17 protein-coding genes are annotated in these 23,497 nt (G+C 59.1%); 8 read left to right on the top strand and 9 right to left on the bottom strand.

All coding sequences use genetic code 11. The annotated features are described in order from the left end of the window. A complete protein-coding gene (locus tag FE795_RS04495; protein WP_003802674.1) occupies nucleotides 1–927 on the top strand; it encodes an acyltransferase domain-containing protein in 927 nt (308 codons plus the stop codon). Between the two features lie 122 nt (nucleotides 928–1,049). Here the strand turns inward: FE795_RS04495 and FE795_RS04490 are convergent, their stop codons facing one another. From FE795_RS04490 to FE795_RS04480, 3 genes are all read right to left on the bottom strand, one after another. Beyond that, complete coding sequence (locus FE795_RS04490; RefSeq protein WP_059318812.1) at nucleotides 1,050–1,982, bottom strand: LysR substrate-binding domain-containing protein; 933 nt, start codon at nucleotides 1,980–1,982, stop codon at nucleotides 1,050–1,052. A gap of 208 nt (nucleotides 1,983–2,190) precedes the next feature. Further along, nucleotides 2,191–3,003, bottom strand: coding sequence for a mechanosensitive ion channel family protein (locus FE795_RS04485; protein ID WP_039943581.1), 813 nt, complete (start codon nucleotides 3,001–3,003; stop codon nucleotides 2,191–2,193). 526 nt (nucleotides 3,004–3,529) lie between these two features. Beyond that, nucleotides 3,530–4,141 carry a class I SAM-dependent methyltransferase gene (locus FE795_RS04480; protein WP_059318745.1) on the bottom strand — a complete coding sequence of 204 codons (612 nt, stop codon included), beginning with the start codon at nucleotides 4,139–4,141 and terminating at the stop codon, nucleotides 3,530–3,532. 88 nt (nucleotides 4,142–4,229) lie between these two features. On the opposite strand from FE795_RS04480, the gene FE795_RS04475 reads away from it, so the two are divergent. The 6 genes from FE795_RS04475 (at nucleotide 4,230) to FE795_RS04450 (ending at nucleotide 11,998) form a co-directional block, all read left to right on the top strand. Beyond that, complete coding sequence (locus FE795_RS04475) at nucleotides 4,230–5,228, top strand: LLM class flavin-dependent oxidoreductase (protein WP_219235754.1); 999 nt, start codon at nucleotides 4,230–4,232, stop codon at nucleotides 5,226–5,228. Further along, nucleotides 5,225–6,136 carry a LysR substrate-binding domain-containing protein gene (locus FE795_RS04470; RefSeq protein ID WP_131071372.1) on the top strand — a complete coding sequence of 304 codons (912 nt, stop codon included), beginning with the start codon at nucleotides 5,225–5,227 and terminating at the stop codon, nucleotides 6,134–6,136. Before FE795_RS04475 ends, FE795_RS04470 begins: the two co-directional genes overlap by 4 nt. A 90-nt stretch (nucleotides 6,137–6,226) precedes the next feature. After that, on the top strand, nucleotides 6,227–7,243 hold the full coding sequence (locus FE795_RS04465) for a Bug family tripartite tricarboxylate transporter substrate binding protein (protein ID WP_059318742.1): 1,017 nt from the start codon (nucleotides 6,227–6,229) through the stop codon (nucleotides 7,241–7,243). Continuing rightward, nucleotides 7,240–8,847: a gamma-glutamyltransferase family protein gene (locus FE795_RS04460; RefSeq protein ID WP_131071371.1), complete on the top strand. Its 1,608-nt coding sequence runs from the start codon at nucleotides 7,240–7,242 to the stop codon at nucleotides 8,845–8,847. Before FE795_RS04465 ends, FE795_RS04460 begins: the two co-directional genes overlap by 4 nt. A 409-nt stretch (nucleotides 8,848–9,256) precedes the next feature. Beyond that, complete coding sequence (locus FE795_RS04455) at nucleotides 9,257–11,101, top strand: ABC transporter ATP-binding protein (protein ID WP_003802689.1); 1,845 nt, start codon at nucleotides 9,257–9,259, stop codon at nucleotides 11,099–11,101. A gap of 132 nt (nucleotides 11,102–11,233) precedes the next feature. Beyond that, nucleotides 11,234–11,998: a glucosamine-6-phosphate deaminase gene (locus tag FE795_RS04450; protein ID WP_219235752.1), complete on the top strand. Its 765-nt coding sequence runs from the start codon at nucleotides 11,234–11,236 to the stop codon at nucleotides 11,996–11,998. Here FE795_RS04450 and FE795_RS04445 read toward each other — a convergent pair. The 6 genes from FE795_RS04445 to FE795_RS04420 all read right to left on the bottom strand — a co-directional run bounded on the left by FE795_RS04445 (nucleotide 11,951) and on the right by FE795_RS04420 (nucleotide 20,532). Next, nucleotides 11,951–13,351 carry an efflux transporter outer membrane subunit gene (locus FE795_RS04445; RefSeq protein WP_003802693.1) on the bottom strand — a complete coding sequence of 467 codons (1,401 nt, stop codon included), beginning with the start codon at nucleotides 13,349–13,351 and terminating at the stop codon, nucleotides 11,951–11,953. The genes FE795_RS04450 and FE795_RS04445 overlap by 48 nt on opposite strands. 32 nt (nucleotides 13,352–13,383) lie before the next feature. After that, on the bottom strand, nucleotides 13,384–15,342 hold the full coding sequence (locus FE795_RS04440; protein WP_131071370.1) for an ABC transporter permease: 1,959 nt from the start codon (nucleotides 15,340–15,342) through the stop codon (nucleotides 13,384–13,386). Continuing rightward, a complete protein-coding gene (locus tag FE795_RS04435; RefSeq protein ID WP_131071369.1) occupies nucleotides 15,336–16,514 on the bottom strand; it encodes an efflux RND transporter periplasmic adaptor subunit in 1,179 nt (392 codons plus the stop codon). Before FE795_RS04435 ends, FE795_RS04440 begins: the two co-directional genes overlap by 7 nt. Nucleotides 16,515–16,525: 11 nt before the next feature. Further along, complete coding sequence (locus tag FE795_RS04430) at nucleotides 16,526–19,009, bottom strand: TonB-dependent siderophore receptor (protein WP_219235751.1); 2,484 nt, start codon at nucleotides 19,007–19,009, stop codon at nucleotides 16,526–16,528. A gap of 62 nt (nucleotides 19,010–19,071) precedes the next feature. Then, entirely contained in the window at nucleotides 19,072–20,049 is a 978-nt protein-coding gene (locus tag FE795_RS04425) for a FecR family protein (protein WP_131071367.1), read from the bottom strand. Nucleotides 20,050–20,061: 12 nt separating this feature from the next. Next, on the bottom strand, nucleotides 20,062–20,532 hold the full coding sequence (locus tag FE795_RS04420; protein WP_003802702.1) for an RNA polymerase sigma factor: 471 nt from the start codon (nucleotides 20,530–20,532) through the stop codon (nucleotides 20,062–20,064). Nucleotides 20,533–20,784: 252 nt separating this feature from the next. On the opposite strand from FE795_RS04420, the gene mutS reads away from it, so the two are divergent. Beyond that, the gene (gene mutS / locus FE795_RS04415) at nucleotides 20,785–23,421 is read left to right on the top strand and encodes a DNA mismatch repair protein MutS (RefSeq protein WP_131071366.1); all 2,637 of its coding nucleotides are present in this window, start codon (nucleotides 20,785–20,787) and stop codon (nucleotides 23,419–23,421) included. The last annotated feature ends 76 nt before the right edge of the window (nucleotides 23,422–23,497 follow it).

Genomic DNA, 23,497 nt, shown 5'->3' with positions numbered 1-23,497 from the left:
ATGAAAATCGCCCTGCTGTTTTCCGGGCAAGGCATGCAATACGCGGACATGCTGCCCTGGCTCAAGCCAACCCATCCCTTGCTGCTGCAGATGCAGGATCAGTTGCACGTTGCCGATTGGCGCAGCGCCATGCGCGATGCCAATTGGGCGAGCACCAACGCCCATGCCCAGGTCGTCCTGACAGCCTGCGCCTTGGCCGCCTGGCAGCAATTGCAGGAACGCGTCCCTGCCCTGCAGGCGCCCAGCCCTTGTCTGGCTGCCGTGGCTGGCTACAGCATTGGCGAACTGGCGGCTGCATGCGTCGCGGGAGTGCTCTCCAGCAGCGACACGGTCACACTGGCCGGACAACGAGCCGCCCTCATGGATCAGGCCGGGGCCGGACAAGACAGCAGCATGCTGGCGATCAGTGGGGTTTCCATTCGGTCAATTGAACAATGGTGCCAGGCACAAGGCGCTGCCCTGGCCATACGCAATGGTCCGGAGAGCGCCGTCTGTGCGGGGCCACGCGACAAACTTTCGGCCCTGGAAACATTCGCTCAAGAACAGGGGGCGCGTTGCACGCCCTTGGCCGTGACTATTGCATCCCATACCCATTGGATGAGCAGCGCCGCTCACGCCTTTCACGAGCAGCTAAACCAAAGTGGGCTGGCGGCCCCCAATGTGCCTTGGCCAAGCAATGCCGGTGTGTGGGTACACAGCGCGGCAAGTGCGGCCCACGCCTTGGCAGCGCAACTGATGCAGACCGTGCAATGGGATGCCTGCATGGAACAGATTGAAGAACGTCAGCCCGATGTGGTGTTGGAAATCGGCCCAGGGCGCAGCCTGGCGACCCTGTGGAACCAACGCTATCCCGATATCCCTGCACGCTGCGTGGATGAATTCCAAACCCTGGATGGCGTGCAACGCTGGCTGTCCAGATGGGCCTGACTGTCAGTTGCAGCACCAGGTGTACTCCTGCCCTGGCAGACTCGCTGGGGGCTTGAGCTGAGCATCTGGAAGCGGCAGCCCCTCCCTCCTGACCGAGCTCCAGCAAGGCCATCGCGTTCCTATCAAACCGGCTTGTGCCCTTCTTTCTCCAGTTGATTGCGCACAATACGGCACGCCCGCAGCACACTCAACACATTGGGGCTGCGTTCGCGCGACTTCATGCAAACCAGACCAATCCGCTGCGAATGCCGATACGGCCACTCCAGGCTTAACCACTGGATCTTGTCAGAAAACACCTCTTTGGCACGGGCAGGCAATAGAGAGCATCCCACCCCGCCGCTGATAAGACTCATCAACGAAAAGATGTCGCCGGTACGCATCACAATCTCGGGCTCGAACCCGGCCTTGGCCATCATGCGCTGCATATCACGCCCAGTGGCAAAATCATCGCTCAACGATACAAAACGCTCTTTGGAACACCGCGCCAAATCCACGACCGACCCTTGCGCACCGTGCCAGCCCAGCGGCGCGGCAAACATCAGCTCGTCATCAAAGATTGGCAGCAACTCCAGATCAGGCTGGGCCTGCGGAAGTTCGATCAGGGCGGCATCAATATGACCACTGCGCAACTTTTGCAGCAGCTTTTCATTGGAGTCCAGCACCAGATCGATCTGCAACAACGGCTTGTGTATCTTCAGCTCCACCAACAGACGGGGAACGAGCCGGATTGTCAGTGAATACATGGAGCCAATGCGCAGTTGATCCGAGGAGTAGCCCCCGGCCTCACGCGCGGCATCAATACCCTGCTGCAAGGTGCGTATGGTTTCTTTGGCTGCCTCGGCCAGCTCACGGGCGGAGTCCTGAGGTACCAGATTACGCCCCTCCTGCAAGAACAAGGGGCACCGCAAGCCTTCTTCCAGGCTTTTCAATGCCCGATGAACACTGACCGCACTGGTACCCAACTGGTCCGCCGCACGGGAAATCGTGCCAGCCTCCAAAAAGGCCAACAAAACTTCCAAACGTCGTACCGTAATTTTTTCGTCGATCAGAAACATCGTGGGGGAGCGATAGGGGTGGCGTTCAGGCAAAGCGTACAGTATGGAGGAAGCGCTCTCTGCCTCCAATGCAGGCTAACCCGAAAAAAAAACCCCAAGCTGCTGATCGCAAGGCTTGGGGCATTTTTGCTGCTATCTGCAACCACACTAGACGTGGCTATCCTGACCACTGAAACGGCTCGATATCCGGCCTCGGCGGCCATCCGGCTCAGGCCGCTTTTTTATCGCCGCCCGATTGCACGATTTCCCGTACGGGAACCGGGGTTTGCAAACCAGCTTCATTCAGCACTTGAATCGCGCGACGGAACAAGTGAAAGCGGGTATCCCAGAAGTCAGCGGCACTGATCCAGGCACGCAGATTGACCGTAATGACGCTATCCTTGTACTCCATAACCATCACTTGAGGGGCCGGGTCCTTCAAAACCTTGTCGTTTTCGTCCAGCAGGTTTTGCAGCAACTTCAAGGCCAGATCCAGGTCGTCACCGTACCGGACACCCACACCAAAATCCAGACGACGAGTCGTATTGCGGCTGTAATTGATGATGGGATTGCCCCAGATCAGACTGTTGGGCAACGTAAACTGAATGCCATCGACCTGCTCGAAGCGGGTCAAGAACAAGCCCACTTCCTGTACCGTACCATCCCCTTTGCCCACAACCGACACGAACTCACCCGCACGCAAAGGGCGCAGCATCAACAACATGATGCCAGCGGCAATGTTTTGCAGGGTGTTCTGCAGGGCCAAACCCACTGCCAGGCCAGCCGCACCCAGCACCGCAATAATGCTGGCTGTCTGGACGCCAAAGCGTGCCAGCACCGCAATCAGTACAAAAATACGGATCGTCCAGACCGTGACCGACTGGGCCATAGGCACGATGGTGGGGTCCACACGGGGGGAGCTGGCTGCCATTCGCTTGATGGCCCGGCCGGCAACGGCTGACAGCCACCAGCCAATAATCAGAATCAACAACGCGATCACGACGTTAAGCCCAATCGCGACCACAGCGGGAAATTCTGTCATCCAGACTTGCAATTTTTCCACGTTTCACTCTCCTGAAGAAAATGGCAAAGAACCGAAGGGACTGGCCGCTAAAGGTCAACATTGCTCGTGTGCATCATAGCCTTGAGACTGAGGGGAACCCAAGCTGCTCAAACGCGTGATCTTATCCACGAAAACTGTGGATAGCTCGTAGGAAAAACTGGGCAAATCAGAAAAACCGTTCGTAGTATCAGCCACTTAAAACGGGCGGGCAGAAAACGGCCAAATGCCTCAACACCCGCAATCTTATCCCCATAAAATGTGGACAAGTCACAGGATAAACCGTGAATCAGTGCATTTATCTAAACAATTTCAACAACTTAACAAACCCGATCAGAGAATCGACAATTCTTTACCATTTTTTTCCCCGGACCTGGTCCTTCATGCTATCGATCGGCTTATCCACAAAAGATGTGCATAAAAATAGGGAAAACCCCTGTATTAACCAAAAAACCCATTACAAAACAAAAAGATAGGTAGCCAGGTCAGGGATTCACCATTTGGCTGCTTAGGAGACCGGCACGCGCCACAAAGACGCCAGCCAATGTTGCTCCTGAGGCGGCTTGTCCGTGGGGCGGTAAAAGTGATGGATATACTCAAAACCTGCATGCTCCAGGCGCTGCGCCCACTGCTCCCAACTGTAGTAACACCCATAGCGCTGTCCATTCCAGCCTTCTTGCCCCTGACCGCGCGGATTGGAAGAAAACAGCACGCCACCGGGTCGCAGACTGTGCCGCAAGCTTGTCAGCACAGCCGGTAGCTGCGCACTGGGTATGTGAAATAACACGGCATTGGCAAACACGCCGTCAAACGCGGCGGCGGGCAATTTCAAATCCAGGATATCCTGATGCAGTACCGTCAGACCGGTTTGCTGGCGCGCCATCTCGACAAAGGCGGCGCACCCATCCAGTCCCACAGGTCGGTGACCCATGGCCTGAAATGCCACCAGATCACGGCCGGGTCCACAACCCAGATCCAGAATATCCACCGGCCCGGCTGCGCCGATGGCGGCCAGCAAAGCGTCCCGGTTCTGGCTGACATCATGGTCCCAGGTGCCATCACGGTACGCCTGCGCATGGTCCTGATAATGATTGACGGTGCGACGACTGGTCTCTTTCATCTGAACATCCTTGCCTGTGTTATGGGTTTACTTGACGCTACCTAACGATGGATCGACTATATCCTGAGTCCAATTTGAATCTGATGCCATGAAGCCAAGCTATCCGCTCTCCGTCCTAGACCTGTCCCCTATTGTGCAGGGCTCCACTGCAGCGCAGTCTTTCCGCAGTTCTGCCGATCTTGCCCGCCATGCCGAGCAGTGGGGCTATCACCGTTACTGGCTGGCTGAACACCACGGCATGCCCGGTATCGCCAGCGCCGCTACGGCGGTACTGATCGGCCATATTGCCGGCCAGACCAGCCGCATTCGGGTCGGGGCTGGCGGCATCATGCTGCCCAATCACTCTCCGCTGGTGATCGCCGAACAGTTTGGGACCTTGGCCAGCCTGTACCCGGGCCGGATTGATCTGGGCCTGGGCCGCGCGCCCGGCTCAGACCCCGAAACCGCTCGCGCCTTGCGCCGCAATCTGAGCAGCGACCCGGACCAGTTCCCTCGCGATGTGCTCGAGCTGATGGACTATATGTCTGACGAGCCCCGCAACCGCATCATGGCCGTGCCAGGTCGTGGCCTGAACGTGCCGGTCTGGATTCTTGGCTCCAGCCTGTTTGGTGCTCAGTTGGCGGCCGCGCTGGGTTTGCCCTATGCCTTTGCGTCGCATTTTGCGCCTGCCCAGTTGATGGATGCTATTGAGGTTTACCGCCGTCAGTTCCAGCCGTCGATCCATCTGGAGAAACCGTACATCATGCTGGGCTACAACGTCTTTGCCGCCGACACCGAAGACGAAGCCAAGTTGCTGGCCTCCTCCTGGCAGCAGTCTTTTGTGAACCTGCGCAGCGGTCGTCCGGGCCAGTTGCCGCCGCCCGTGCGTGACTACTACGAGCAATGCAGCCCACCCGCACAGCATCTTCTGGACTCCCTGCTCAGTTGTACGGCCATTGGCAATCCGGCGCAAGTGCTTGAACAGATGAAAGGTTTCATCGAACTGACGGGCGCCAACGAGCTGATGATCAACGCCAATATCTTTGACCACAACAAGCGCTTGCGCTCCTACGAGATTGCCGCCCAGTTGCGCGGCAGTCTGGTATGAACCCACGTCATCTCCAAGAGACCGCACTGCGCTACTTTCAGGAAGTGGCGCGCTGTGGCTCTATCTCGCAGGCGGCCAGCAATCTGTATGTCGCCACCTCGGCCATCAGCCGTCAGATCAGCGGGCTGGAAACAAACCTGGGCATGGCCCTGTTCGAACGCCATGCCCGTGGCATGAGCCTGACAGCGGCGGGCGAGCTTTTGCTGGCTCATGCCCGCCGCAGTGCTCTGGACGCCGAGCGCACCCTGCACGATATTGCCGCCCTGCAAGGCCTGCAAACCGGCCTGATACGGATTGCGTCCTCTGAAGGACTGGCCGCTCAGCTCCTGCCTCAATGCATCGCGCAATTCCGTGAAAAGCATCAAGGCATACGTTTTCAGCTGGACGTGTTGCCCCCACAACGTATCACCATGCTGCTCCTGAGCGGGCAAATTGATATCGGCATCAAATTTACGCAGACGGCCGAGAAAGATATTAAAACGCTGTTTCGACGCGATGCCCCTGTCATGGCCCTGGCCGTTCCCGGGCACCCGGTCACCCGGACAGAACGCATCAGTCTGAAAAGCCTTCTGGCCCACCCTTTGGCCTTGCCCGGGCCCGACACCACAGTGCGGCAAATGATGGACGTGGCATGCAGCGCGCAAAACCTCAGCCTGGACCCCGTATTCAGCAGCAACCACATGCAGTCTCTGCATCAATTTGCCTTGTCCGGCGCAGGCGTGACCGTGTCGGCTTTGCTCTCGGCGCGTCACCTGATTGAGCAAGGTTTGCTGCAAGCCAGTTTCATCCATGAACGCGGCTTGCTGAACCGTCAAATTGAAGTGCAGGCCCTGGCTGGCCGCCGCTTGCCCTCTATTGTTCGCCGCTTTCTGGATGAGTTGCTGCCACAGCTTGAAATCGCGCCTTAAGGCTTGCCGAAATAGCAACGCTGGCCTGCTTATTTGTTGCTGGTTCGGCATCATCGCCTTTCCTATCATCTCTTGATTGAGGAGATAGCCATGACCCGACCCAGCACCGAACCCTTACCCGCGCCGCGCCGTTCCTGGCGGCGGCTTGTCCAGTCTTTTGCAGGCGCCCTGTTGGCGAGCAGCGCCCTGGTCGCGCACGCCAGTGATTGGCCCGAGCGCCCCATTCGCCTGATTGTGCCTTTCCCCACGGGGGGCGCCACCGATGTCATCAGCCGCCTGATTGCCGAGAGCGCCGCCAAAGAGCTGAACACCAACATTGTGGTGGACAATCGAACGGGCGCAGGCGGGACCATTGGCTCTGGCGAGGTAGCCCGCAGCAAGCCCGATGGCTACACCCTCTTGTTCACCACCAGCAGCACCCACGCGATTGCTCCGCACCTGTACAAGTCCCTGCCCTACGATGCAGAGAAAGACTTCACGCCCATCGCCCACTTGGGCGATGCCGCCAGCGTCTTATTGGTGAACCCGTCCGTACCCGCACAAACGCTGCCAGAGCTGATTGATTACGCCCGCGCCCATCCTGATGAGTTGAACTACGCCAGCAGCGGCAACGGCACGATTGTGCATCTGGGCACCGAAGCCTTCTTGAATCAGGCCAATATCGTCATGTCCCACGTTCCTTACCGTGGCACCGGTCAGGGCATTAACGATATGCTGGGTGGCTCCATCCATGTTTTACTGGATGCGATCCCCACGGGGATGCCCTATGTGAAAAGTGGTCAGTTGCGCGCTCTGGCCGTCACCGGTCCACAGCGCTCGCCGCTGGCTCCCGATTTACCCACCTTTCAGGAGTCGGGGCTGCCGGGCTACGAGTCGGTAACCTGGTTCGGGCTGTATGCACCGGCAGGCCTGCCCGACGACATCCGTGATAAAGCCTATCAAGCTTTTGCACATGCCATTCAGGACCCCAACGTGCGCTCGCGCCTGCAAACCCTAGGCGTGGACCAACCTCGCAGCACCAGCCGGGAAGATTTTATTGCCCTGGTACGCGAAGACAGCGCACGCTGGCAAAGCCTGATTAAATTGACTGGAATACAGATTCAATGAATACCACTGACAAAGGCATGGACTGGCACAACCCTTACCCGTCCGCCCGCTCTGCCGTACTTGGCCAGAACATGGTCAGCACCTCCCATCCCCTGGCTGCGCAAGCAGGACTGCGCATGTTGCAAGCCGGGGGCAACGCGGTCGATGCGGCTCTGGCTGCCGCCATTACCCTGACCGTGGTGGAACCCACTGGTTGTGGCATAGGCAGTGACGCCTTTGCCATCGTCTGGGACGGCAAAGAACTGCATGGCCTGAACGCTTCCGGACGTTCGCCCCGAGGCTGGTCGCCGGATCGATTCAAAGACCACACGGCCATGCCCGACAAAGGCTGGGAAAGCGTCTCCGTGCCCGGTGCCGTCTCTGCCTGGGCCGAGCTGTCCAGCAAGCTGGGGCGCCTGAGCCTGGAGCAGGTTGCCGCCCCGGCGATTCATTATGCCCGTGACGGCTTTCCTGTCTCACCCGTGATTGCCCGCTTGTGGGAACTGGGCCGTCAACGCCTGGGCGATCAGCCCGGTTTTGCCGAGGCTTTTTTACGCGATGGCAAAGCCCCCGTTGCCGGACAGTGGTACCAGAATCCGGACCAGGCCAACACGCTGGAGCGTATTGCCGCCACCCAGGGTCGGGACTTCTATACCGGCGAGCTGGCCAAACGCATTGCCGACTTTTCCCGCCAGCATGGCGGCGCCATGGACGAACAGGATCTGGCCGAGCACTGTGCCCACTGGTGCGGCACCATCAGCCATCCGTTTGCGCAATCCGTCATTCATGAAATCCCACCGAACGGCCAAGGCCTTGCCGCGCTGATGGCGCTGGGCATCATGGAGCAGGCAGGCATCGGTCAACAGCCACTGGATCACGTTGATACGGTGCATTTGAGCATTGAGGCCATGAAACTGGCCTTTGCCGATCTATACGAACACCACGCAGATCTGGAGCACATGATTCATCATCCAGAGCATTTGCTGGACCCAGCCTATCTGCGCGAGCGTGCTGCCCTGATTCAAATGGACCGGGCAGGGGACCCCAAGCATGGCCTGCCCGGGCCCTCTGGCACAGTCTATGTCACCGCCGCGGACTCCAGCGGCATGATGGTCTCCCTGATCCAGTCCAACTACATGGGTTTTGGGTCCGGCGTAGTCGTGCCAGGTACCGGCATCAGCCTGCAGAACCGAGGCCATGGGTTTAGCCTGCGCCCTGGACACGTGAATCAGGTTGCCGGTGGCAAGCGCCCCTCGCACACCATCATTCCAGCCTTTGCCATGAATGCCGACGGCACGCCACAAATGTCCTTTGGCGTGATGGGCGGCCCCTTCCAGTCCCAAGGCCACATGCAAATGGCCTTACGGGTCTTGCTGTACGGCCAGAATCCGCAAGCCGCAGCCGATGCGCCTCGCTGGCGCGTCACCGGTGGGCGTGGCGTGGCGGTGGAACCCACATTCGATCCCGCTTTGGTTCAGGCTCTGCGTGAACGTGGTCATGAGGTGCTGGTCGAACCAGGCAGTGGTGTCTTTGCCTTTGGCGGTGCGCAGTTGATTCTGCGTCAGGGCAATCACTACGTGGGCGGCTCCGACCCCCGTAAAGACGGCCAGGTGGTGGCCTACTAAGTCCACCTCCCTGCCAGAGCGCGCAACCGCTCTATGATTGGGGTCTGGATGATCTTATTCAGACCCCAAACCCCGCTTGGTCTTCGTCTCTCATTCGTCAAACCGCAGGCCGGAGCAGGGCTACCTGCGTCAAGACCCTATCCCTTCGGCCTCCCACAACACCCCGCAAGGCTCGGCAAGCAGCCACTCACTACCCAAGCGGGCTCACGCACCACCCATCAGAAAACGTTCACCGTAGCCAAGATCTGACACCCCCCGGACACAAAAACTGTGTTTTTATCAGGTTTTCATCCGTGACACAGAATGACTGCTGTACCATCAAAAAATCGCCGCCCTCTTACCCAAAGGGCGGCTTTTCATCTGTCCAAACGGCTTGTCATCCCTGAAGCCGTCCGCTGGAGCTCCTTCGGTGCTGTCATTTTTTGAACGTCGATTAAATCCCTATCCCGAACAGCAGGTCGCCCCGCCCCCAAAAGGATTTTTCCCCTTCATCTGGGCCTGCACGAAACATTCCCGCGCCTGGATTGGCTTGATGACGCTGACCTCGATCGGCTTATCGGCCTACGAGGCCATGCTGTTTGCCCTGCTCAGCTATATCGTGGACTGGCTGCCCTCCATCGAACCGGCCCAGTTCTGGAACCAGCACGGCAGCACGCTTCTGGGCATTGCCGCCATCCTGCTGAGCAGCGTGGTCCTGATCAGTCTGCATACCGTAGTCATGCATCAGGTGCTGGCCATCAACTTTCCCATGCGCCTGCGCTGGCTGTTTCATAAGCTGATGCTTAACCAGAGCATGTCCTTTTACGCGGACGAATTTGCAGGTCGCATCACGACCAAAATCATGCAAACCGCTCTGGCAGTGCGTGAGACCCTGTTCATGGCTGTGGAAGTGGTCGTGGGCATGAGCGCCTACCTGATCGGCATTTTGATTCTGGCCGGCAGTTTTGACCGTCTGCTGATTCTGCCCTTCCTGTTCTGGCTGGTGGGCTATGCACTGGCCTGTGTGTTTTTTGTACCCCGCCTGGGTAAAGTGGGCGCCGAGCAGGCTGATGCCCGAGCGCTGATGACAGGACGCATCACCGACGCCTACACCAACATCAACACCGTCAAGCTGTTTGCCCATACGCGCCGCGAAGCGGACCATGCCAAAAACGCGATGCGTCGTTTCCAGGAAACCGGCCACGCCCAGATGCGCCTGATCAGCCTGTTTGAGGTGAGCAACCATGTGCTGGCCACCCTCTTGCTGATCAGCTCGGCGGGCCTGGCCCTTTACCTGTGGTCGATAGACCAGTCCAGCGCGGGTGTGGTGGCGGCTGTCATCGCCATGGCTTTGCGCCTTTCGGGGCATTCACACTGGCTCATGTGGGAGCTGACCAACCTGTTCGAGAACGTGGGCACGATTCAGGACGGCATCAATACCTTGACGCAAAAGCCCACGGTGGTAGATGCGCCCGATGCCAAGCCCTTGCGGATCGGGCAAGGCCGAATCGAGTTTCAGGATGTCAGCTTTGCCTACCGCGATAAAAGCCGCCAGGTGATTGACAAGCTCAATCTGGTGATCCAGCCAGGCGAACGGGTAGGCCTGATCGGGCGTTCTGGCGCAGGCAAATCCACCTTGGTCAATCTGCTATTACGGTTTCATGATGTGGACAGCGGCACCATCCGCATTGACGGCCAGGACATCGCCCACGTCACGCAAGACAGCCTGCGGGCCGCCATTGGCATGGTCACGCAGGACACTTCCCTGCTGCACCGTTCCATGCGCGACAACATTTTGTATGGCCGCCCTGAGGCCAGCGACGAGCTCCTGCACAAGGCGGTAGAACGTGCAGCCGCGGCCGACTTCATCTCGCAGCTGCATGACCGTGAAGGTCGTCAGGGTCTGGACGCCCATGTAGGCGAACGCGGTGTGAAACTGTCCGGTGGCCAGCGGCAGCGCGTCGCCATTGCCCGGGTCATGCTCAAAGACGCACCCATCCTGTTACTGGATGAGGCCACCAGCGCCCTGGATTCCGAGGTAGAAGCGGCGATTCAGGAAAGCCTCAATACCCTGATGCACGGCAAGACGGTGATCGCCATTGCCCACCGCCTGTCTACCATTGCGGCGCTGGACCGACTGATCGTGCTGGATCAGGGTCGCATCATCGAACAGGGCAGCCACCAGGAGCTGCTGCAAAAGGGAGGCCTGTACGCTCGTTTGTGGACACATCAAAGCGGAGGGTTTCTGGGGGAGAGTCGCCAGCAAGATGATTAAAAGGTGTCACTTGCTTGCAAAAAAAAACTGACGTTACATCGTTGTCCCATTAGAATTTCGGAATATCAAACTTCGCCGTACTTGCGGCGAAGTTTTTTTTCAACTTAATCCGCCCCTACGAAGAACAAGATTATGTTTTTAGTCTTCCCCGATTCGGCAGCAATTGCAGCACACCTGAGCACCCGCCTTCAGGACATTATCCGTCAGGACCCGCAAGCGACGCTGGGTCTGGCCACCGGGGGAACGATGGAGCCCATTTATGCACGTTTCGTACAGGATGTACGCACCAACGGGCTGGATGTGTCGGGTATCAGCAGCTTCAATCTGGATGAATATGTAGGCCTGTCTGCGACGCACGAGCAAAGCTACGCTTACTACATGCGCCAGCACCTGTTTGACCAACTGCCTTTTGATGCGACACGTCTGCATCTGCCCAATGGCCTGGCCACCGAACAGGAACAGCACTGCCAGCAATACTCCGCAGCGATTGCTGCCAGCGGCGGCGTCGCCTTGCAACTGCTGGGCGTAGGCACCAACGGTCATATCGGTTTTAATGAACCGGGCACGCCGTTTGACAGCCACACCCATGTGGTGGCCCTGTCCGAGCGGACCCGTATCGACAACAGCCGTTTTTTTGACTCCATGGACGAAGTGCCGGCCTCGGCCATCACCATGGGGATTGCCGATATTCTGAGCGCCCGTGAAATTGCCCTGGTAGTGACGGGCGAGCACAAGGCGCGCACCATGCTCAATTACCAGCAAGGCGGCATCACACCCGAACTGCCTTTCACCGCCTTGAAGCAACACGCCAACACCCATATCCTGCTCGACGAGGCGGCAGCCAGCCTGTTAGACCCCAGCCTGTGCCACCGTCCCCTGATCAGCCAGGCCGCCTGAGCCAGCTTGCCAACCCCCGCCCAGCGCTCGAAAGAGCGCGGCGCGGGACTGCAAACGCGATTGCAGCAAGCTGACGCGCACATCCTGAGCGGCGTACAAGGTACGCTGCGCATCCAGTAAAGACAGCAAGGTTTCCGAGCCGGAGCGATAACGTGCTTCGGCCAGTTGAAACGCCAGCTTGGCTTGCTCCCACTCCCGTTCCATGGTCTGTGCCTGGGCATCCAGGCTCTGCAGCTGTGCCAGCACACCCTCGACCTCCATATAGGCCTGCACAATGGTCTGGCGATACTGTGCCAGCCATTCCTGTAAACGGGCCTCGTTCAAATCCTTGTCTGCCTGCAGTCGACCCGCATTGAAGATGGGAGCCACCAGCCCGCTGATCAGACTGTAGACCGGATGGCGCACGCTTTCTTCCCAATGATTAGCCGATGCTCCTGCCCGGGCCCCCAAGGTCAGGCTGGGGAACATGGCAGCGCGAGCCACCTGCACATCGGCATGAGCCGCCGACAACTGGGCCTCCATGCGCGCAATATCTGGGCGTTGCGATAGCAACTGTGAAGGCAAACCCGCCTCCAGCTCTGGCACCTGCAAATTGGCAATGTCTTCCTGCGGCTCGGGCAGGATTTCAGTACGACCCAACAAAGTCGCCAACTCCACCCGCGTGCGAATCGCCTGTTCTTCAATCACCAACCATTTGCGCTGTTGCACAGCCAGCAACTGACGCTGCTGTGCCAGCTCCAAAGGAGATGCCGCCCCTGCCTGCAAACGGGCTTCCAGCAAACGCAACAAGCGTTGTGCAACAGCCAGGTTTTGTCGCGCAATTGCCACCCGCTGTTTATCACCCAAGGCTTGCAGGCTTAAATGCACCACCTGCGCCTGCACGCTGACACGCAGCACATCCAGCTCGTAGTTCGCCGCCTGAGCCAGGAATACAGCGCTGTCGGCCTGGGCCCGATGGCGCCCCCACACATCGAGCTCATAACTCATGAATACACCAGTCACATAGTGCGAGCGGGACTCACCATGAGACGAAGAAACCGGCGCCTCTCGTTGCGCAGACAGATTGCCCTGCAATTCCGGCAGCAAACTGGCTCCGGTAATGCGTGCCTGGGCCTGCGCCTGCAAGATCCGGGCCTGGGCCCGACGCAGCAGCGCCACATCCTTCAAGGCTTCCTGCATCAGGCTGTTCAAGGCGGGGCTGTTATAGGCACGCCACCACTGCAGCTCTACCTGAGCCGGTACAGGGCTGGGTGTCGCCTTGGCCTGCTGTTGATACGCCTGGGGCAGCGTCGGTGGGGTTTTGTCCAGGTCGGAGGACAAGGAGCTGCAAGCCTGCAGCACAAGCGTGCTCATGACCCCTGCTATCCATCGGTAATGAGCCATGTCTACTCTCCAGCCAAAGCCTGCACGGGGTCCAGCGCTGCCGCCGTGCGTGCTGGCATATAACCAAACACCATGCCCGTCACCACGGCGCAGCCAAAGGCGCCCAAGGCCGCCCGCAAGGAAAACACCACATCCACCCCTCCAACGATCAAGCCAATGCCCACAACTGCACCTGCCAGCACGCCCAGGCAACCGCCTGTAATCGTCAACAGAACCGCCTCGGTCAAGAACTGGCGCAGGATGTCGCTTTGTCGCGCACCCGTTGCCATACGTATACCAATTTCCCGCGTACGCTCACGCACCGTCATCAGCATCACGTTCATGACACCAATGCCGCCCACCAACAAAGACACCGCGGCAATCAAACCCAGCATCATGCTCATGGCCTGCCGCGTGGAAGCCTCGGCCTGCAACCGCGCAGCTGCATTGCCAATCGAAAAGTCTTCTCGCCCGCCATGACGTTGGATCAGCAGTTGACGCATGCTCTGTTCCGCTTCCAGAACAGTGGAACTGTCCTGCGCATCAATCACCACATAATCAGGCTGCGTCTGGGCCTGATACACCCGTGCCCGGGCCGCCTGATAAGGTACAAAAACCATATCGTCATAGTCCTGCGCCCCCGAATCCGCCCCGCGCTCCTGCATCACACCGATCACCTCAAAAGGCGAATTGCCGATCAGCAACTGCTGACCTAAAGGGTGTTTGACATGGGGAAAAAATTGCTGGGCCGCGCGATGCCCCAACACCACCAGAGGCGCCAGATCACGGTCCTCGGCATCGGTGTAGTAACGGCCCTGGGCCAGTTCCCAACGGTGAATGGCCGGCATGGTTTCATTGGCGGCAAACACATACACTTGCCGGTCCACACTGCCACGCCGCACGGTAATCGGGTCCCCGATCACCGGCATCACGCGTCGTATCAGAGGCAGCTCTCCAATCGCTTCCAGATCCTCCTGCGTCAGTTGCCCTTTGGGCAGCCCATGGGGTGGAGAGGAACTGCTCAGGTACATGATGGTGGTGCCCATCGTCCCCATCTGATCCATCACCCTTTGACGTGCACCCTCGCCCACCGCCAGCATGACAATGACCGAGGCCACCCCAATAATCACACCCAGTAAAGTCAGAGCAGTGCGATGCCGGTTAAGGAACATGCTACGCAAGGCACTGCGTGCAGCGTCCTTGATTTCCGAGAGCCAGGGTGAGCGGCGATGTTGCGGCTCCCTTAAAGACTGCCTGGCCTTCGAGGGGGCCGCTGCATCGGGGCGACTATCAGACAGGATACGACCATCACGGATCTCGATGACCCGGTCCGCCATCGCGGCCACTTTCTGGTCGTGCGTAATCAGAATGATGGTATGCCCGGAATCGGACAGCTCACGCAACAGTGCCATTACCTCCGCACCGCTAGCCGAGTCCAGCGCACCCGTAGGCTCGTCAGCCAGAATGACCCGGCCGCCATTCATCAGGGCACGAGCGATGGAGACGCGCTGCTGCTGACCGCCGGACAACTGGTTAGGCCGGTTATCCAGCTTGTCCACCAAGCCCAGACTGCTCAACAAACGCGCGGCACGTTCAGCGCGGCTGGCCTCGTCCATACCCGCATAAATTGCGGGCATCTGCACATTTTCACTGGCCGTTTCGGTCGGGATCAGGTGATAGCCCTGAAACACAAATCCAAAGGTTTCCCGTCGCAAGGCGGCCAGTTCGTCCGGGCCTAGCTGCGCCACATTCCGGCCCTCAAACAGATACGTGCCGCTGCTGGGTTTGTCCAGGCAACCAAGCAGATTCATCAGGGTCGACTTGCCCGAGCCCGAAGCACCGACAATCGCCACAAAGTCGCCTGGTTCAATGCGAAAGCTGACATCGAACAGAACCTGCACAGCCGGTTTGGCGCTGGGAGGGCCACCGTAAATACGGCAGATATCGCACAACTCAATCAAGGCAGGTGCGGCCTCTACCATTGCAACCACCGCCAGCCATGCTCGGCCGCGACCACGGCCAACACAATCTGCTCACCTTGGGCCAGCCCCTCCAGAACCTGCACCTGATGTCGATTGCGCACCCCCAGGCTGACCGGCTTTTCCTGCAGCTTGCCCTGCTCCAGCACAGGCACTGTAAAGGCGTCTGGACCACGCTGCAGGTCAGGCCGCAAGGCCACCACGGGCACCAGCAAAGCCTGGTCGGCACGAGCAATTTCAAACAGCACCTGCGCCGTCATCTGTGGCATCAATTCGCCGTCCGCATTGTCCACATCAAACACCACTGTATACATGATGGCCTGCGTCGCGGCAGGCGTGGCCGCCGTCGTTTCTTCCTGGGTGCTGCCTTCAGGCGCTGGCATGATCTGGCGCACAGTGGCCTGCCAATGGCGCACCTGGGGCTCACTCTGTTCGCCCAAGGTGGTGAACGTAACCGCCATACCAGGTTTGATACGGCGTATATCCGCCTCAGACACGCTGGTCCAGACTGTCATCGTGCTCAAATCAGCGATGCGTAGGATGGTGGGAGTCTGATACGTGGCGTTCAAGGTCTGGCCTTCACGGGCCTGCACACCAATCACGGTGCCACTCATGGGCGCGTAAATGCGCGTGTAGCCCAATCGCGCCTCGTCGGCTTTCAGCGTGGCCTGGGTCTGCTCCATCTGCGCCCGCACATGAGCCACACGGGCCTGCGCGCTTGCCAGGTTCGCCTGAGCAATCTGTATATCTTCCTGACGGCTGGCCTGCTGACGCTCCAGCTGACGCTGACGTGTCAACTGCTGGCGTGCCAACAAAAGCTGGGCCTGTTGCTCAGCCAACTGGGCGCGAAATGCCGCCAACGAAGCGCGGCCTGCATCGACTGTGGCCTGCTGTACGCTGGGGTCAATTTCCACCAGCAACTGGCCCTGCTCAACCTGATCGCCCGGAGCCACCGGCAATGCGGTAATCTGACCCGAGACCTGCGCACCGACATCCACATAGCGACGGGGCTTTAAGGTGCCCACCGCCGCGACGGTGGCACGAATATCACCTTGTTTCACAGACACCGTATCAAACCGCGCTGACGAACGCCCCGCATGCGCTGCCAGCGCACCGAGCGCCAGCAGCGCAACCAGGGCAAACGCCCAGCGGCGCCTCACTGCTTTGGACTTCATCACCGTCCCCTTTAAAACCGGAGATCCAGACCGGCCCGAATCGCGCGTGGCGAACCGTAAACAGCGGTATTGACGGTCGTCAGATAATGCTTGTCAAAGACATTGTTCACATTCAGATAGGCGCTGACCTGCTTGTTCACCGTGTAGCGGGCCATCAAGTCAAACACCGCCACACTGGGAAGGTCCAGACGTTGCTTCAAGGGACCTGCCTGTTCCTCATACACACCACTTTGCCAACGCAGTCCGCCCCCTACCGTCAGGCCCTGTCCCACCGAGGGCAGGTGATACGTGGTGTACAACTTGAAGGTGTTTTGCGGCACACCGGTTAGCAATGCCTTGCCATCGCGGTCCTGAGCAAGAACACGGGTAAAACTGGCCGATGCTTGCCATTGCGGGCTGAGCTGCCCGGTGGCCTCCAACTCCACCCCCCGGGTCAAAGCGCCCGATACCGCTTCATAGGCGGCATCTCCACTGGGCCCATATACGCCGGGAGTCACCACGGCAAAGTTTTCCTGACGAGTACGGAACAAGGCCAGGCCCAGACTCAGTTGTTCATCCAGATAACTTCCCTTAAGCCCTACTTCCATGCTGTTGCCAGTGCGCGGGTCCAGATAATTGCCATCCGCGTCGCGATACTCCTGGGGCTTGAAAATATTGGTGTAGCTGCCATACACCGACCAGTGATCGGACAAGTCATAGACCAGCCCAAGGTAGGGGGTGAACTGGTCGTTGGCGGTACGCACTGTCTCGGTGCGTTTGCCACTGGCGTAAGACAAGGAGTTCTTGTAGAGCGACCAACTGGTCATGCGGCCACCGAGCAAGACGGCCAGATTGTCGCTGGGCTTGAAACGGACGGTGGCATAAGCGCTGTTGATCTTTTCCACCGAACGCGTCTGGCCGGTGGCGGGATTGGCGGGTTCCGAGGGGAAGCGACCGTCCCAGTTAAAAATATCCTGAACGCTGGCATTCCAGTCCCTGTGCCACCACAGGGTATAGCTTGGCGCCAGATCCCGGGTACGTGAGCTGGTCAGCCCGACCACGGCCTCATGCTCGCGCCCGAGCAATTGGAACGGCCCGCTGGCACTGATATCCAGACTGGTCTGCACGGGTTCACCCGACCAGCGCCCCGCCCACAAGCCAACACCCGCTCCCGTATAACGATCTGGAAAGCCCTGCGAGGCATAGCCCACTACCTCGTCGTAGCGCGTCTCGGAGCGATCCAGGACGCCTTTTAAGGTCCAGTCATTATCAAAACGATGCTCCAAGGAAGCAAACAAGCGTTGATTGCGACGCGACGAATAAGCCCATCTGGCTGCGCCGGATGTAGAACGGTCCCAGTCGATCAGACCTCCATCAGAATAGAAAAGAGGCAGGCCTCGTCCGGCATGATTCGTACTCTTGTGCTTCTGAAAGGTGTATCCCAGACTGAACAAGGTCGATGGCGTCAGATCCGCCTCAAAAATACCGTAAAAGATCTGCTTTTTTTCGTGCAGACGATCAATAAAGGAATGGTTATCCTGCCAGGCAGCCACGGTACGCAAACGCATGCTGCCGGACTCATTTAAGGGAGTGGACAGATCCGCTTCGCCCCGGTAGTAATCCCAGGCCCCCCCTTCCAGTTTGGCCCTGAACTGAAAATCCTGCGTCGGACGCTTGCGCATCATGTTCAGGGTAGCGCCCGGCTCACCCACACCATTCATCAAGCCACTGGCCCCGCGCAGAACTTCGACCCGGTCATAGAGCACCATGTCATTGCTTTGAAACAGCGAACGATAGCCACTGTAGGTCTGGCCCATGCCATCGACCATGTAGTTCTCAACCACAAAGCCACGCGCGTAAATCATGCTGCTGTCCGAGCCAGAGTTACCGCCTGCGACATAAACCAGCCCCGGGGTCTGGGCGGCCACATCAGCCAACTGGGTAAGCCCTTGATCATCCATGCGCTGTCGAGTCATCACACTGACGGACTGTGGAGTTTCGCGCAAAGACAGGTTCAGGCGGGTAGACGTGCTATTGGAATCGGCCAGGTAAGATTCAGAACCTTCAGTGACCCCGGGCGCCAATCGTTTGCCCTGTACCCGAATAGCGGCCAGCTCCTGGGCCTGTTCACTGTTGCTGGTGGTCGGTGGCAAAGGCGTGGCACTGATAATTACAGCCGAGCCACTGGGCGATGCTAGCAGGCCAGTGCCTGCCAGCGCTTGCTCCAGTGCTTCATTCAAGGAGACCCTGCCTTGCAAGGCAGGCGCCGCCCGCCCGGCAGCCAACGTGGCATCCAATAAAATCGCCACGTCCCACTGATGCGCCAGGGTATTGATGGTGGCGCTCAAGGGCTGGGCAGGCACGGCTAGTGTACGACTGTCCAGCATGATGGCCGCCGCCCCGCGAGCCTGCGCCCACACGGGGGTCCCCGGAGCACTTAAGGCCATCCCGGCCAGGCCAGCGGCCACATAAACAGAACGAACACAGTCGCCGCAACGGCGTAAAAGGGATTTCATGGCAAGAGGTCCTTGTAGAGGCTTTGCATGTGTAGACGAGCGAGAGCCTCTTTACCGGACAATTATTTTTTCAGGGACACCTGCCAAGCCCCTTTTGCATCACGCTGGACCTGCACCGGCAATATTCCCGGCAAACTGTCCAGAAAAGCCCGCGGATCGCGCAAACGGAAACTGCCAGTCACCCGCAGTTCATGCAGGCGCGGATCATCAGCCAGATTGAGCGCCGGGGACAAATAGTCGTTCCACTGAGCAGCCACCTTGTCCAGTGGGGTCTGATCAAAAACCAGCCAGCCCAGACGCCAGGCGCCAACCTGCTCCGGATTGACTGCCACTCTTGTCGCGGGTGTATCAGCATCCAGACGCAAGGCCTGGCCAGCCTGCAGATCGATTCGTTGGTCACGCTCACGATGGGGGAAAAACGTCACCTGCCCGCGTGCCACGGCCACCTGCAACGCATGAGGACTGACCCGGACAGAAAACGCCGTGCCCACGACGCGTACCCGCCCTTGAGGGGTCTCTACCCAAAAGGGGCGTGTGGGGTCTTTACTCACCGACACATACATCATCCCTTCCATTAACTGCACTTGGCGTACTGTACGCATCATGCGCACTTCCAGTCGGGTGTGGGGAGCCAGAGACAGGCGGGAGCCATCATGCAGATCGTATTCACGCTGCTCGCCATGGCCGGTCTGCAACGCCAATACTTGCAACGCCTGCTGCCAATACCACTGGGCTCCTGTACCTGCCGCCAGGCCAATGCCGAGCACGCCTAGCATGGCCAATACCCGCCGCCGTGCAGGCTTGCTCTCCCGGTATGGGCCGGGCAGGGCCACGCGGTCTTGCAGGCCCTGGCCCTGCGTGCTCTCCCACGCTCGCAGCGCCAGCTCTGCAGCGGCTGCATGATCGGCACTGAGCGTACGCCACCGCTCAAACTGCGTCTTGGCCGCGTGCGCCGTGGCCTCATCACCCCCGTGCTGGCGAGCCAGCAATAGCAGGGCTTGCTCCAGGCGCGCTCGCGCAATTCGATCCGGTGCCGCCATGAAAAAATCTCACTACGCGTTGGCCAGGTCCAGACAGTCCATCACCGCCCGTACCACATGTTTTTCAATTGACGCCAAAGACAGGCCCAAATGGCTGGCCGCCTCCTGATGGCTAAAACCATAAATGCGCACCAGAACGAATACCTCGCGCCGTTTGCGGGGCATGACCCCCAATCGAGACAATAGGGCCTGGAGCTGCTGGCGCACCTGCACCAGATACTCCGTGCTGGGAGCCTCCCTGGCCGTCATCATGGTCAAGGTATCGAGCATGACCTGTTCCGCCTGCCGACGCCTGGCGCCATCAATCACAATATTCTTGCCAGCACGAAACAGCAAAGCACGCAAATTGCGGGCTGGGCGCGCTGGCGACACCCCGGCAAACACACGGGCATAGCTTTCCTGCACCACCTCTCGTGCCGCCTCCCGGTCATTGAGAAAGCGGGCAAAGAAATTGACCAACTCGGAATAATGCCGTGCGTCCATCGAACGTTGAAAACCATCCCCCAGCACGCAACGAACACAAACAGACCGGTCACTGACTGCAGAAATGGAGACTATTATTTTGAATGAGAATGAATTCTATTACCGTTTTCGAACCATTGGCAAGCGTAGGTGTCAGTACGCGGGACTAATTCAGCACGCCCCCTCCCCCCCTCTTGACCGCCCTCGCTACAATATCCACTCAGCCGCCTTCTGGGCGGCCTTGTTGTTGAATTCCCTGACCTGTACTGCGCTATGACTTCTGCTGCCGATCTGTCCGCCCACACGCCCATGATGCGCCAATACCTTCAGCTCAAAGCGGAGGCTGGTTCACATCTGTTGTTCTACCGGATGGGAGACTTCTATGAGATGTTCTACGCCGATGCCGAGCGCGGCGCGCGTTTGCTGAATCTGACGCTGACCAAGCGGGGTTCCTCCAACGGCGAACCGATTCCCATGGCTGGCGTGCCTTTTCACGCCATGGAAGGTTATCTGGCGCGTTTGGTGGCATTGGGTGAGTCGGTCGCGATTTGTGAGCAAGTAGGCGATCCGGCCACCAGCAAAGGCCCCGTCGAGCGCAAGATCATGCGTGTTGTCACGCCCGGAACACTGACGGACGATGCCTTGCTGCCCCCCAAGGCAGACCGCCTGATCGCCGCTTGCACTCGCATGAAGGTGCAACGTCAGGAAATGGTGGGGCTGGCCTGGATGAATCTGGCCAGCGGCGAATTTCTGGTCAGCCAGTGTGAGCCCGATATGCTGGACACCGAGCTCAACCGTATCGGCCCCGTTGAGCTGGTCTATCCCGAGTCCCAGCGTCCTGCTCCCGAACTTCCCCAGGCCAGTTGCCATACTTTGCCCGACTGGCATTTTGCCGCCGACGGCTCGCGCGAGACCTTGCTCGATCATTTTGATCTGGACTCTCTGGCCAGTTTTGGCCTGGACGATCTGCCTGCGGCGACAGCTGCCGCCGGTGCATTGCTACGCTATGTCGGCAGCACACAATCCCAGTCCCTGGTGCATATCACGGCTATCCGCGTGCAGCACAGCTCGGACTTTCTGGTACTGGACGCGATCACCCGCAAAAATCTGGAAATCACCGAAACCATCAGCGGCGAAACCAGCCCCACTCTCTTCTCGACGCTGGATCATTGTCAGACTCCCATGGGCAGTCGCTTGCTGCGCCGTTGGCTGCATCACCCCTTGCGTTTGAACCAGACGGTTCAACAACGCCAGGACGTGGTGTCCCTATTTTTCCAGACCCAGCAAAGCGCCAGTCTGAATGCGGGCGACCCCTTGGGCGCCTTGCGCCAGGCACTGCGTCGCTTCCCTGACCTTGAGCGGATTGCGACCCGTATATCGCTACGTAGCGTACGTCCCCGAGAACTGGCCAGCCTGCGGGATGCACTGGCCACGCTGCCCGAGCTGCGTCAGGAGCTGGAACACAATTTTGCCCAGTCCGAGCACTTGCATCGACATTTGCTCAGCCTGGCCCTGGACCCGGAACTGGCCCGTCTGCTGCAGGCCGCTATCGCCGCCGAGCCCGCTTTGCTGATACGCGATGGTGGGGTCATTGCGGATGGCTATGATCCTGACCTGGACGAACTGCGCAGCCTGGCCAGCGACAGCGGTGATGTCCTCTTGAAAATCGAGGCCCGCGAACGCGAGCGTACCGGGATTGCCACGCTGCGTGTTGAGTACAACCGCGTACATGGCTTCTTTATCGAGGTCAGCCGCGGTCAGGCCGATAAGGTTCCCGATGATTACCGGCGCCGCCAGACTCTGAAAAATGCCGAGCGTTTCATCACGCCCGAGCTGAAAGAATGGGAAGACAAGGTCCTGTCGGCCAAGGACCGCAGCCTGAGCCGCGAGAAGTTCCTGTTCGATGCGTTGCTGGACAAGCTGCAAAGCTACGCAGGCCCCTTGGCCTTGTGCTCCAGCGCCCTGGCCGAACTGGATACCCTGTCCTCCCTGGCCTTGCACGCACTGGACAATAATTGGGTCGCTCCCGAGCTGACCGAGCAGGCTGGCATCTGGATTGAAGCAGGCCGTCACCCTGTGGTGGAGCACAGCATCGAACGCTTCACGCCCAACCATTGCGAAATGCATGCGCAACGCCGCATGCTTTTGATTACCGGCCCGAACATGGGGGGCAAGTCCACCTATATGCGTCAGGTTGCCCTGATTGCCCTGCTGGCCCGCATCGGCAGCTTTGTCCCGGCAAGCCGGGCCCGTATCGGCCAGATAGACCGCATCTTCACCCGTATCGGTGCCGCCGACGATCTGGCCGGCGGCCGTTCCACCTTCATGATGGAGATGACGGAAGCGGCCGCGATTCTGGCTGGCGCCACCCCCCACAGCCTGGTGCTGATGGATGAAATTGGTCGAGGCACTTCCACCTATGACGGACTAGCCCTGGCTTGGTCCATCGCACATCGCCTGCTCAGCCACAACCAGGCGCTGACCCTGTTTGCCACGCACTATTTCGAGATTACCCGCCTGCCCAACGAGCTGCCTGCCGCTGCCAACGTGCACTTGGCCGCCGCGGAATCCGCTTCCGGCATCGTGTTCTTGCATGAGGTCCAGGAAGGACCGGCCAGCCGCAGCTACGGGATTCAGGTTGCACAGCGTGCTGGCATTCCCTCTGCAGTTATACGCCAGGCCAGCCGCGAGCTAAGCCGCCTGGAAGCGCAAAACGATCCTAGTGCACAACTGGATTTGTTCAATGCGGGCAGCGCTCCGGAAGCCACGGTCGCCGAGCCTGACCCGACTACAGAAAAAGCACTGGACTTGCTCGATCAGTTCAAGCAACTGGATGTCGATGACCTGAGCGCACGCGATGCCCTGGATCTGCTGTATCGCTGGAAAAAAGAGATGAAGGCGGCTGGTTAAACAGTCCAGAAGGGAGCCCAAGAAGCTCCCTTTTTTATGCAGTTTTCCGAGGGCCGTTGGCGAGCAGATCGACAAT

Source organism: Alcaligenes ammonioxydans (assembly GCF_019343455.1).
Taxonomy (GTDB): Bacteria; Pseudomonadota; Gammaproteobacteria; order Burkholderiales; family Burkholderiaceae_B; genus Alcaligenes; species Alcaligenes ammonioxydans.
This window is presented reverse-complemented; position numbering and strand designations above follow the sequence as displayed.

Coding starts and splice junctions, on each gene's coding strand:
- FE795_RS04495 (WP_003802674.1), top strand. CDS start 1: ATGAAAATCGCCCTGCTGTTTTCCGGGCAAGGCATGCAATACGCGGAC.
- FE795_RS04490 (WP_059318812.1), bottom strand. CDS start 1,982: ATGTTTCTGATCGACGAAAAAATTACGGTACGACGTTTGGAAGTTTTG.
- FE795_RS04485 (WP_039943581.1), bottom strand. CDS start 3,003: ATGACAGAATTTCCCGCTGTGGTCGCGATTGGGCTTAACGTCGTGATC.
- FE795_RS04480 (WP_059318745.1), bottom strand. CDS start 4,141: ATGAAAGAGACCAGTCGTCGCACCGTCAATCATTATCAGGACCATGCG.
- FE795_RS04475 (WP_219235754.1), top strand. CDS start 4,230: ATGAAGCCAAGCTATCCGCTCTCCGTCCTAGACCTGTCCCCTATTGTG.
- FE795_RS04470 (WP_131071372.1), top strand. CDS start 5,225: ATGAACCCACGTCATCTCCAAGAGACCGCACTGCGCTACTTTCAGGAA.
- FE795_RS04465 (WP_059318742.1), top strand. CDS start 6,227: ATGACCCGACCCAGCACCGAACCCTTACCCGCGCCGCGCCGTTCCTGG.
- FE795_RS04460 (WP_131071371.1), top strand. CDS start 7,240: ATGAATACCACTGACAAAGGCATGGACTGGCACAACCCTTACCCGTCC.
- FE795_RS04450 (WP_219235752.1), top strand. CDS start 11,234: ATGTTTTTAGTCTTCCCCGATTCGGCAGCAATTGCAGCACACCTGAGC.
- FE795_RS04445 (WP_003802693.1), bottom strand. CDS start 13,351: ATGAGCACGCTTGTGCTGCAGGCTTGCAGCTCCTTGTCCTCCGACCTG.
- FE795_RS04440 (WP_131071370.1), bottom strand. CDS start 15,342: ATGGTAGAGGCCGCACCTGCCTTGATTGAGTTGTGCGATATCTGCCGT.
- FE795_RS04435 (WP_131071369.1), bottom strand. CDS start 16,514: ATGAAGTCCAAAGCAGTGAGGCGCCGCTGGGCGTTTGCCCTGGTTGCG.
- FE795_RS04430 (WP_219235751.1), bottom strand. CDS start 19,009: ATGAAATCCCTTTTACGCCGTTGCGGCGACTGTGTTCGTTCTGTTTAT.
- FE795_RS04425 (WP_131071367.1), bottom strand. CDS start 20,049: ATGGCGGCACCGGATCGAATTGCGCGAGCGCGCCTGGAGCAAGCCCTG.
- FE795_RS04420 (WP_003802702.1), bottom strand. CDS start 20,532: ATGGACGCACGGCATTATTCCGAGTTGGTCAATTTCTTTGCCCGCTTT.
- mutS (WP_131071366.1), top strand. CDS start 20,785: ATGACTTCTGCTGCCGATCTGTCCGCCCACACGCCCATGATGCGCCAA.